This window comes from Bradyrhizobium sp. 149 (assembly GCF_023073915.1).
Lineage (GTDB): Bacteria > Pseudomonadota > Alphaproteobacteria > Rhizobiales > Xanthobacteraceae > Bradyrhizobium.
On sequence record NZ_JADPKK010000022.1, the window covers coordinates 869,654 to 880,648 of the forward strand.

12 protein-coding genes are annotated in these 10,995 nt (G+C 64.8%); 5 read left to right on the plus strand and 7 right to left on the minus strand.

From position 1 onward, the window contains the following. Positions 1-380 precede the first annotated feature (380 nt). The 5 genes from IVA88_RS21855 to IVA88_RS21875 all read left to right on the plus strand — a co-directional run bounded on the left by IVA88_RS21855 (position 381) and on the right by IVA88_RS21875 (position 5,417). Positions 381-2,258 carry an ATP-binding protein gene (locus tag IVA88_RS21855; RefSeq protein ID WP_247499236.1) on the plus strand — a complete coding sequence of 626 codons (1,878 nt, stop codon included), beginning with the start codon at positions 381-383 and terminating at the stop codon, positions 2,256-2,258. Next, positions 2,255-2,926: a response regulator transcription factor gene (locus tag IVA88_RS21860; protein ID WP_247499237.1), complete on the plus strand. Its 672-nt coding sequence runs from the start codon at positions 2,255-2,257 to the stop codon at positions 2,924-2,926. Before IVA88_RS21855 ends, IVA88_RS21860 begins: the two co-directional genes overlap by 4 nt. A gap of 100 nt (positions 2,927-3,026) precedes the next feature. Then, complete coding sequence (locus tag IVA88_RS21865; protein WP_247499238.1) at positions 3,027-3,407, plus strand: response regulator; 381 nt, start codon at positions 3,027-3,029, stop codon at positions 3,405-3,407. 324 nt (positions 3,408-3,731) lie between these two features. Further along, a complete protein-coding gene (locus IVA88_RS21870; RefSeq protein ID WP_247499239.1) occupies positions 3,732-4,055 on the plus strand; it encodes a hypothetical protein in 324 nt (107 codons plus the stop codon). Positions 4,056-4,370: 315 nt separating this feature from the next. Then, the gene (locus tag IVA88_RS21875) at positions 4,371-5,417 is read left to right on the plus strand and encodes an AraC family transcriptional regulator (protein ID WP_247500383.1); all 1,047 of its coding nucleotides are present in this window, start codon (positions 4,371-4,373) and stop codon (positions 5,415-5,417) included. Between the two features lie 186 nt (positions 5,418-5,603). Here the strand turns inward: IVA88_RS21875 and IVA88_RS21880 are convergent, their stop codons facing one another. The 7 genes from IVA88_RS21880 to mdcC are packed head-to-tail and all read right to left on the minus strand — an operon-like array spanning position 5,604 to position 10,993. Then, positions 5,604-6,542 carry an acyltransferase domain-containing protein gene (locus IVA88_RS21880; protein WP_247499240.1) on the minus strand — a complete coding sequence of 313 codons (939 nt, stop codon included), beginning with the start codon at positions 6,540-6,542 and terminating at the stop codon, positions 5,604-5,606. Between the two features lie 9 nt (positions 6,543-6,551). Then, complete coding sequence (locus tag IVA88_RS21885) at positions 6,552-7,502, minus strand: AEC family transporter (protein WP_247499241.1); 951 nt, start codon at positions 7,500-7,502, stop codon at positions 6,552-6,554. Further along, entirely contained in the window at positions 7,499-8,380 is an 882-nt protein-coding gene (gene mdcB / locus IVA88_RS21890; RefSeq protein ID WP_247499242.1) for a triphosphoribosyl-dephospho-CoA synthase MdcB, read from the minus strand. The genes IVA88_RS21885 and mdcB overlap by 4 nt, the downstream gene beginning before the upstream one ends. After that, positions 8,377-9,057 carry a malonate decarboxylase holo-[acyl-carrier-protein] synthase gene (gene mdcG, locus IVA88_RS21895; protein WP_247500384.1) on the minus strand — a complete coding sequence of 227 codons (681 nt, stop codon included), beginning with the start codon at positions 9,055-9,057 and terminating at the stop codon, positions 8,377-8,379. The genes mdcB and mdcG overlap by 4 nt, the downstream gene beginning before the upstream one ends. After that, complete coding sequence (gene mdcE / locus IVA88_RS21900) at positions 9,032-9,754, minus strand: biotin-independent malonate decarboxylase subunit gamma (protein ID WP_247499243.1); 723 nt, start codon at positions 9,752-9,754, stop codon at positions 9,032-9,034. Before mdcE ends, mdcG begins: the two co-directional genes overlap by 26 nt. After that, entirely contained in the window at positions 9,741-10,679 is a 939-nt protein-coding gene (locus IVA88_RS21905; RefSeq protein WP_247499244.1) for a biotin-independent malonate decarboxylase subunit beta, read from the minus strand. The genes mdcE and IVA88_RS21905 overlap by 14 nt, the downstream gene beginning before the upstream one ends. Then, a complete protein-coding gene (gene mdcC / locus IVA88_RS21910; RefSeq protein ID WP_247499245.1) occupies positions 10,676-10,993 on the minus strand; it encodes a malonate decarboxylase acyl carrier protein in 318 nt (105 codons plus the stop codon). The genes IVA88_RS21905 and mdcC overlap by 4 nt, the downstream gene beginning before the upstream one ends. Positions 10,994-10,995 lie beyond the last annotated feature (2 nt).

Genomic DNA, 10,995 nt, shown 5'->3' on the forward strand with positions numbered 1-10,995 from the left:
GGGTGAGTCGATAGGTTCTCGGGTTAACCGAGTCATACCTAGGTATGTTCGCGGCATGTTCGTCTGGTGAGAATGCCGACGCGACACCTCACCGGCGTCGCGGATGCGGGCGGGACTCGCGGCGCGAACTGCCTGCGATAAGTTGACGCGCTTTTTGCGTGGCTTCGCCGTGGAACCAGGCGAGTTGGCCGGCTTTTCCGGGGAATACCACACGTCGGTGCTTTCTCCGGATTGCGTGGCGCGCAGGTCTTCCACGCGAGCACGAAAATCACGCCGCTAGATGTTGTGGACACGATCAAATCGCGGCATCAACGCTGCCGGTATGAAAAGAACGACTGCCAGCGACGATGACGGCTCATGATCGAACCACGGGTTCATCCATGAGCCGCGCCGGCTTGCGATTCTGGTCCGCCGTGCTCGCCATCGCGGTCTTCCTGGTTGATGTGCTGACCCCGCTTGAGGGCGCGGTTGCGGTTCTCTACGTCGTGACGATCCTGCTCGCAGCGAAGACGAACCGGCGCGACGACACCATCGTCGCCGCGACCGGCTGCGTTGTCCTGACGATTATCGCCTATCTCCTGTCGCACGATCTGGAGAGCATCGCCTCGCCCGCCCTTCGCTTGCTGGTGAGCCTCGCGGCGATCGGGATCACGACCTTACTGGCGCTCCAGAATCATGCGGCAACGAAGCGCCTCGCGGCGCAGGCGCGCCTGCTCAACCTCTCGCATGACATGATCTTCGTCAGGGATCGCGGCGGCGTGATTACCTTCTGGAACAAGACCGCCGAGCAGGCCTTCGGCTGGTCGGCCGACGAGGCGCTCGGGCAGCTTGCCGACAGGCTTCTGCAAACCACATATCCCGATCGGCGCGAAACCATCGAAGCCGGCCTGCTCCAAACCGGCAGGTGGGAAGGCCGCGTGCAGCAGCGGACGAAAGACGGCGCCGTGCTCATCGTCGATGCCCGATGGGCCCTGCAGCACGACCGGCGCGGCAAGCCCGTCGGGGTGCTCGAAACGCATACCGACGTCACCGAGCGCGTCGCAGCACACAGCGCGCTGGTGCAAAGCGAGCAGCGATACCGCAGGATGTTCGACGCAAGCCGGATCGGCGTGGTCGAAGAGGACTGGAGCGAAGTCCGAGCCGCGCTGCAGTCGCTGGACACCGCGGATGCCAACGTGCGCGACTATCTGGTGCAACATCCCGATTTCGTCCGGCATGTCCGCCGGCTCGCTGGAATCACCGACGTCAATCCGGCCCTGCAGGCGATAGCAGGGGCAAACGGCGCCGCGATTTTCACCGAGAATGTGGACCGGCTTCTCGGCGAGAACGATCGGAATTTCCTCGGCGCATTGGTCGCGTTTGCGGAAGGCGAGCCGTTCTACGAAGGCGAGACCGAGCTCGTCAGGCTCGACGGACGCAAGGTTCCCGTGCTGTTTACGATCACGTTTCCCTCCGGGCCCGACGGCGATCGCAACGTGCTCACCTTCGTCATCGACGTCACCGAGCGCAAGCAGGCGCAGGATGCGTTGCTCGCGGCGCAGGCCGAACTTGCCCATGCCGCGCGCGTCGCCACCCTCGGCGAGCTCAGCGCCTCAATTGCGCACGAAGTCAATCAGCCGCTGGCGGCAATAGTCACCAGCGGCGAAGCCGGCTTACGATGGCTGCGGCGCGACAAGCCCGATCTGAAGGAGGTCGCAGCCACGATCGTTCACATCGTCGCACAAGGCCGCCGTGCCAGCGAGGTCGTGGCCCGCATCCGGACCTTCCTGAAGAAGGCGCCTGCCCAGCGGGACAGTCTCGACGTCGCCGAGATCATCCAGGAAGCGGCCCTTCTGGTCGCGCGGGAGCTCGCGAATGATGACGTCGTCCTCACTGTCGAGACGGAGCCTGGCCTGAAGCCAATCCGCGGCGACCGGATCCAGCTTCAGCAGGTGCTTGTTAATCTGCTGGTCAATGCTGGCCAGGCCATGTCGGACCAGCCCGGTTCCCGCACCGTCACGCTACGCGCCAGCGCCGTCGACCCAGAGAGACTCGCCATCGCGGTGCAGGACAGCGGCCCCGGCATCCGGCCCGACGACATGCCGCGCCTGTTTGATCCGTTCTTCACGACGAAGCGCGGCGGAATGGGCATGGGACTTGCGATCTGCCGGACGACGGTGGAAGCTCACGGAGGCCAGTTGTCAGCCGAGAGCACGCCCGGCGCGGGAGCGACATTCCGCCTGACACTGCCATATGACCAAGAAAACACTCGACCATGATACGACCAGATCACGCGCAACCGCCGGCCGGATCCCTCAACTCAGTCGTCATCATCGTTGATGATGACGCGGGAATCCGCGCCTCGCTCGACAGCCTGTTCCGATCCGTCGGCCTCGAGACGCGCCTGTTCGGCTCGCCGGCCGAATTGCTCGGCGGCTCGCTGCCCGACGGCCCTGGCTGCATCGTGCTGGACGTCCGCCTTCCCGGGGTGAGCGGGCTCGATCTGCAGAGCCAACTCGTCCGGCAGGGCATCAGCTATCCGATCATCTTCATGACGGGCCATGGGGACATTCCCATGTCCGTGCGTGCCATGAAGGCCGGCGCTGTCGATTTCCTTTCCAAGCCGTTTCGCGACCAGGACATGCTCGACGCCGTGACGGCCGCGCTCGAGCGCGATGCGCAGCACCGGACCGAAGCCGCGACCAAGGAGGACATCCGCGCCCAATACGAGACCTTGACGGCGCGCGAGCGCGAGGTGATGGGCCATGTCACCGCCGGCCTGATGAACAAGCAGGTCGCCGCCCTGATCGGCCTCAGCGAGATCACGGTCAAGATCCACCGCGGGAACGTCATGCGCAAGATGGGGGTCCGGTCGTTCGCCGATCTCGTTCGCAAGGCCGAGGCGCTCGGAGTTTCCCAGACCCGCAGGACTACGGACCAAACCTGAGTATAATTCCGGCGAGACTGCCCCGGGTGCATAAGGCCCCATCGGCCGCGCAAAGGGGGACGCTCTCCTTGCGGAACACCGCAGTCAGGATTAAGCGCCTATGGCCAAGACCCCGGTGATTGCGATCGTGGACGACGACGAAGGCGTTCGCGCGTCGCTGGCGAGCCTCGTGCGTTCGATCGGCTACGAGGCGCAGGCGTACGAAACCAGCATGGACTTCCTGCAAAACGCGCCGGGAGACGATCCGGCATGCATGATCGCCGACGTCCAGATGCCCGTTATCACGGGAGATGAGCTGCAGGCGCGGCTGGTTGCCGCAGGCCGCAATTTCCCGATCATCTTCATGACCGCATTTCCGAACGATACTGTGCGCCAGCGCGTCATGGCGGCGGGCGCACATTGTTATCTCGGCAAGCCGTCCAGCGGTGACGAGATCATCCGCTGTCTCGAAGAGGCGCTGGCAGGCCACTCGCCGCTATAGACCGCCCGGCCATCTCATACTCGCAGGCGTATCACGACATCGGCGGCGCCCACCGCTCTGCCGAGGGGATCGTGCGCGATGCGAAGCAACGCCGATGCTGCCGCCGAGGCGGACCGGCGTGGTCGGTCCGGTCGACGGCTAAATCACCAACCTCCTGCCGCGAGCAGGAGACTGTGCCATTACGAGCGTCAGCAACGTCTCGGTCATTGATTCCAACACTTCTTGGGCGACGGCTACTCCAAAGAGACCAATATAGCCCACGTCTGCGTGAGCGATCGCGCAAAAGCACGCTTGGTCGGCTACGCCGGACCCACATTGGGACACGTGAAGACCGTGCCCCGCGGCATCAAGGTGTCGAACGCCGCACGGGGCACGCAGGGCTTGCCAACGTGGATCCCATCGACGCCGTGCCGCCGGAAGGTGCCGCTGGTCTCCGGCATGACCCGCGACGGTGACGACCCGACAGCCTGTGCGGGGACCGCCAAAACCTGGTTCGACCTGTTCCGTACGGGCCTCACGGATCCCTTGTCGGACTGGTTCGGCGAAGGTCGCCCGCCCTGTCCGAACTGCCTGCCGACCCACATCGCAGCCGCCACCAGGCTTGGAAGCGCTGCCCTGCTCTCGCGAACCGGCAATTCCTCCGGCTGAGAAGTCGTTCCAGGCCCCACCCCGGTCTCGACGCTTCTCCGCGGCTTCCCTGAATCGATCGTGAAAGCGAGCCGCCATCCATCTCCCGGGGCTGTCTCACACGGAACATGCAAAATCCTGATCAGCAGCCAAGGCCTTTCACCGCCTGATCTATTTAATGTCTTGGCCACATACGGTCGCTCCTCCGCATTTTGCAAAATCTCACAGTTCTTAAGGATCGATCACAAGCTTTGTGGCGGGACTAAACATATCGTCGTGGCATGCGGTTCTTGCGTTCGGCAGTCCGACAGCAAGACCTGAGACAGGGAATGAATGATGCTCACCGATATGCAAGCGGCCGGCGCTTGGTTGAGGTATCAACCCAGCCACCGCGAACCAGATTCTTCATTGGGGACGTCTGCACTTTTCTGCGAACGGACGTGGCGTCAGCCGGGGCAACGCGCGCGTACCGCGCTCGAGGAGATCACAATCTCGCGCTGGACCTATACGCAAACAGGCGTAAGGCACGAAGAAGCGACAACGCCTGCCGACCGGTACTTCCTCGCGATAGCCCTGAAGACGACCCGGCTCAAGCTGACCAGGGGCAATCAGACCGTCTTTGACGGCATTATGCCAGCCGGGACGCTATACGTCGGCGCGCCCTGCCAGCAGCTCAGCGCGCAGTTCCAAGCGCCGTGCGACTTCCTGCACTTTCACCTCTCTGCCAATTGCTTTTCATCTATGCAGCCGGAGACCAGACCGCTCACGCCCAATGGCCTGAACGATCTCGTGCTGTTGCGCGATCCCTTCGCCGAGCAGCTCGCTAAGGCGCTGATGCAACACGGCCAATCGGCCGATCAGGAGTTCGCGCACTGCATCGCCCGGACGCTTGCGATGCACGTAGCCCGACGCGAACTGCCGCACACGAAAGTCAATGCCTTGCCGAAATGGCGTCTTCGCCGCGTAGAGGAGTATGTCAGGGCGCACTACGGCCGCTGCATCAGCCTCTCGGACCTTGCCCGGGCCGCGGGACTCTCCCGCATGCACTTCGCGGCGCAGTTTCGCGCCGCGACCGGATACCGGCCGCGCGAGTACCTCCTGCACCAGCGCATCGAGCATGCGAAATCGCTATTGTCGCATACAGAGACCCCTTTGGCTGAAGTGGCGCTGGTGGTCGGCTTCTGCACTCAGGCGCATTTCTCGACCGTCTTCAAACGGATCGCAGGCGAAACTCCGGCACGTTGGCGATGCGCCAGCCGGAACGCGCTGGCCTCGTCGGGGCTCGCCAGCGCCGATCCGGTTCCGGCACGCGCGCCAATGTCTCTTGTCCTGCCGGTGGACCTGCGTGAATCATGCGAAATGGGAAATAATTTGCGCACGTGAAATACTTCGCCCGCGGAATCGGCGATGCTGCGCGTGTTAAGTGACTGAGACCTCCAAGTCACCGCTCGAGCCTCTCTCCTCCCTGGGCATACGAGCATTCTAGGGGCCGTCCTCCCCCCAAGGACGGCCCCCTTTTTTGACGGCGCGGCGCGATCGACGGCATCGTCTCTCCGGAACTTGCTCGCGCTAGGCGCTCAGGCGACGTGCAACCCAGGCGCGGACGCCCTGAAGGCTCCTGAAATCATCCAGGGAGCGAGCCGGAAGTCCGGCCGCGATGTCCGCAACCATGCCGCTGAGCGCGTGTCCCGGTCCGAGTTCGAGGAATGCCGTCGCGCCCGCTTCGACACAGGCTAGCAGGCAATCTGCCCATTGCACGGTTTGGGAAATCTGCGCGGCAAGCTTGTCGAGGCCGGCCTCGAGCGAGACGACCGGAGCGGCATCTATTCCGCTCAGAATGCGCGCACCGGTCGCCGGCGGGAAGACCACCGGTGCCAGGCGCAAGGTCTCACGAAATACGGCGGACGCCGCGGCGAGCCGTTTGGTGTGGGAGGCGACCTCAACCGGCAAAGCGATGATCCTTGCGGCGTGCATCCCCCGCGCGTTCTCGGCAATCCTGCTCAACGCCTCACGGCCGCCGCCGATGACAAAGGCGTCGCCCGGATTGACAATGGCGATCGATGCGCCGTGGCGTTCGCAAAGGCGACCGATCTCGTCTCGGGAAAGGCCGCGGACGAAGATCAGCCCGTCGCCCGCGCGCGTGGCCGCATCCATGGCCTCCGCGCGGCGCGCCACGAGATCGAGCGTGGTGGTCGCATCAAACAAGCCGCCGACACCCCAGGCCGCGACCTCGCCGACGCTATAGCCGGCAATGATGACGCCATGCGGGATGACATCTCCGAGCGCCCGCGCCGCAGCGAGCGGCTGCAAGGTGCAGAGAATCTGGCCGGCACGGTTGCGATGCAGGGTCTCATCGGCTTCGCCGCGCACTAGATCGCGCGGATCCCGGCCGCCGAGCAATGCGGCCGCATGCGCAAACAGCTGCGCGGCTTCCGGCGCATCGCCCGTGAGAGCGAACATGTCCCGATGCTGACTGCCTTGCCCCGAGCAAAGGATCGCAAGCGTCATGGTCCCGGCCTAATGAGGATAGAGCAGCGCGATTGCGATCGCCAGGGTCACCCCGCTGAAACCGGTACTGGCTATGACCATGGACCCTGCCCTTGCAGAATCTAGCCGGTAGTTGACTGCGAACAAGATTCCAAAGAAGCCAGAGGGGACGGCGGCGAGCAGAATAGCCGTTTTCGCAGCATCCTGCGTGATCGGAATGACGCAAATGACCGCAACTGCCAACAGCGGGCGCACGATGTCCGAGGCGACGGTTGCAGCGGTGATCTTCCAATCCAGCCGAAACGACTGCGCCGACAGAATGGCTCCGGTGAGGAACAGGGCGACGCCGGCGGCCGAACTTCCTATCAGCGCGAGGCTCGCATGCGCCAACGCGTCGAGGCTCACATCCGACAACGAGAACAGGATACCAAGCGCGGGCGCGAGCACCACCGGCTTGGTGATCGCACGCCGGATTGCCGTCAGGACCTGCCGCGCCGCCATTTGCTCGCCGCGAGCCTTGGCGGCGCCCATTTCCGCCATGATCAGCGTCAGCGGACTGATGAGGATCGAGCCCGCCGCCAATGCAACGGCAACCGGCACAGTGCCGTCCGGCCCCACGACTGACGTCATGATCGGAAGGCCGACGCCGGCTAGATTCGGAAAGCCGATCGTCAACGCCTGTAACGATGCTTCCGACCGGGAGACCTTGGAGAACCCACGTGCGGCAAAATACCAGGCGAGATAGAGCAGCAGCATCGTCACGCCGAGCACCAGGAAGAGCGGGATCTGCTCGATCATCTCGCGGCGCGACGCCGAGGCGGTGGCGGCGAACAGCGAGGCTGGCAACGCAAAATCCATCACGAGTGCGTTGAGGGCGTCGACGTGGAGATTGTCGACGATATGAAATCTTCCGGCGGCGTATCCCAGCAATAGAACGAAGAAGACCGGCACCAGCGCCATCAGGATCGCGTTTGACATCATGTAATCGGCCTTTCGTGGGCGTTGACGAAGAGCGTCATGGCAAGCAGGTCAGCCGATCCACCCGGGCTGAGACGGCGGGCGACGAAGCTTTCGTGGATCGATTGCGCTCGCGCACGCCAGTCGGGCGCGTGGACGCCGCCTGAAGCGATGAAGCTCCGCGCTGCGTCATGCGCAAAGCGGAGGCCGTCGAGCCCGCCGCGATGCAGGAGATTGGTGTCTTCGACGGATGCGATCAGGGCAAAGCACGCTTCAACCCGGGCGGGCTCCATATCCTGCGGCACGACGGACGTCGCTCTGCGCAGGGACGGCAAGCCGATCCCGTACACGCTGGGAAATCCCGTCGCGGCCTCGATGCGTGCACCGCCCGCGCGAAAGCGCCGGCGGGCCACGCTGCCATGACTGTGCAGCAGCACCGGACCATCGAGTATGCTGTCGCCCCACAGGCGCGCCACGGCGTGGCCGAGCGGAAGCGCGGAATCGACCAACCCGCCAGCCCTCGCGCCGGCCGCGGCGCACAGCAGGCCGAGTCCGAAGATCGCGCCACGATGCGTGTTGACCCCCGACGTCGCCGCGAGCATGGCGCGCTCCGCCTCCAGGCCGATGATCCGCAGCCGCCCCATACCGGAGCCAAGCGCGCCCGCATCGGCCAGGCCTTGCAGATAGGGCCTGATGGCCGCGGCGCTGCGACGAAACGTGGCCGCATCCATGTCGTCGTGACTGCCGTTGTCGACATGGCTCACGAGCCCCGGCTTTGGCCAGGTTTCGAGCTCCTGCACGAGACAATCGGCGGCGACGGCGCCGATGGCGGAGACGTCAGGTGTCGTCTGCGCCTGGCGCAGATATGCCCGTTCCGGGCCTCTTGCGGCCGTGACGATCATGATCCCCTCGCTCCCGAGATGAATTGATGCCTGCCGAGCAGGACCACGCGGTCGATGCTCTTGACCAGAACCTCGCCCGCGCCGCCGTGGAATTCGCGCCAGTTGACTGCAGCGCCGTCGGTGCCCATCAGCTCGCCGTCAAGCCGCATCGGCGCGCCGGTCTCGATCGCGGCGACTTCAGCAACGAAACGATCGATGTCGATCTTGTCTTGAAACTCAAACAGGACATCCAGGTCGGAAAGCCCGGTGACGTAGTCGAGCCCGGTCAATGACTGCCAGGCCAGGCTACCGAAGACCCGCGCGTCCACCGTATGGCGAAGCGCGAGCGCCTCCAGCCGGTCGAGCGTCGGCCACCAGTTGCGCGGCGCGTAAGCCCGCGCCTGCCGCAACAATGGGGGCCTCGCAACCGCGGCGACGTGGTCGATATGAACGATTAGGGAGATCCGTTTCTTGCCGGCCGAGGGCGGCAAGGGCAGGCCGAGCGCGACGCCGCTTGCCTCGCATGGCAAAGCGCGCCGCCTGATCGCGGGCCATCGCATTTTGGGCCAGCGCGAGAGAAGGGAATCGGCTGCGAGATCCTCGCGCGCGTCCAGCATGGCGCGCCATCCCGCGGGGCTGACGAAGACGAGGTCATGACGACCCGGTGGACGCTCACCGTGCTTGCAGGGCCAGGCCACGAACACGCTCCGCGATCTCGGCGGCCTTCAGCCGGCCGCCGCGCTCTTTGCCGAGCGCATCTCGCCGATCCTGCGCAGCCGGCATGTCGGCGAGCAACGCCTCCAGCTGGTCGGCGAGCGAAGCGGCGTTGCTCCATGTCATGTGAATGGCGCCCATCTGTGCGAGGTTGGACAGGCCCGGGGCGAACACCGGCGTCGACTTCGCCTTCTCCTGCAGCGCTTCCATCGACAGCTTGGTGACCTTCGCCATCGACGGCAGGTCCATCACCGCTGGATCCGCCCCGGGCAATCCGACCAGCACGCGCGTTGCAAGGCCTGTCGCAAGCAGGGCACCCGCAGCCGAGTGACCGTACAGGAGGCCGATGGTCGGGCGGCCGTTCACGTCCGCATGGATCAGCACCTTCGCCAGATGCGCGAGGAATTCATTCAGCCCGAGCAGCTCGTCGCGCTTGCTCATGCGCTGGCTGTCGCTGTCGACGAGCACCAGGATCGGACCGGAATCCCGACCGATCGACCCTAAGACATGGTCGGAAAGTCTGATCGCTTCGTCGACGCCGAGCGCAGTCCGATCCGCGACACCAATGACGATCATTCTGCCGCCGGACCGCGGTGTCGCTGACCCGGCAATGATGCCCTTATCGTTGCTGACCTCATGGCCGTCCGGAAACAGCGAGGTGAGAATGTCATCGAGCGTCACGGCTGGTCCTCCCGATCCTGTTGGCGAGCGCGACGAACTGGTCGGCAGGCAGCTCTGGAACGGTTTCCGCATCCGGGATGCCCTCCTCCGTCCAGATATCAACGGCATCCTCGCAGGCGCCGAAGCGGCGCAATCTTTGGGCAAGCCGCTCCTGCTCGGCCCTCAGCCTGTCGAGGCTGAAAGGTCCGACCAGGCGGAGCAACTCGCGCGCAGCCTCGCGAAAATCTTGCACATTGTCGTCGGCGAACACGTCGGCGGCGCCGAGCAGCCGGCGGTGCTTGCCGCCCATGGTGCGCCAGACCAGGGCACGATCTCGGGAATCGAACTCCTCGACGCCGCGATTAGTCTCGATGACTTCGGGGCCCGAGACCGCGATCCGTCCCGGCTCCGAAACGGCGAGCGCGGAGCAACAGCCTGCGATCAGGCCGCCGCCGCCATAGCATCCGGACCTGCCGCCGATCAGACCGATGACCTTCACGCCGGCGCTGCGCGCTTCCATCACGGCGCGCATGATCTCGGCGATGGCAAGTTCGCCGGCATTGGCTTCCTGCAACCGGACGCCACCTGTATCGAACAGAATCAGAACGGGGATCGAGCCGATCTGGCGCGCGGCGCGGAGCAGCCCCGTCAGCTTGGCGCCATGCACCTCGCCGAAGGCACCGCCCATGAAGCGGCCCTCCTGCGCGGCGACGAACACCGGCGAACCGTCGAGGTTGCCGCGACCGACAACGATGCCGTCGTCGAATTGCTCGGGAAGATCGAATATCTTCAAATGCGGGCTGACCTCGCGCTGCTCCGGTCCGATGAACTCGACGAAGCTCCCGGCATCGAGCAACAGCTCCAGCCGCGTGCGCGCCGACGCCTCGTTGAAGCTGGTGCTGCGGGCCCGTTCGGCCGGGGTGATGTCCTTGAGCGGAGCGATCATTGGCCGTTCTCCGCGATCAATCGCACCGCTTGCGCCAGCCGAAGCGAGACCGTATCGGGACGCGCGCCGCCGTCATTGATTGAGAACTTCAGTCCGCCGGGTGAATAGCGCTCGACGAAGTCGCCAATCACGGCACTCCAGACGTCACCGAAGCCGACCGCCACGGTCCTGATTTCGATCGCGCATTCCGCGTCCGGCAGCACACGCTCTACCAGCACCTCCAGATTGCCCGAGGCGACCACGCCGATAATCGCACTTCGCCTCGCGCCGTCCGCGCGGGAGCGGACCGGATGTCGAAAGCTGAGATCTTCCATGG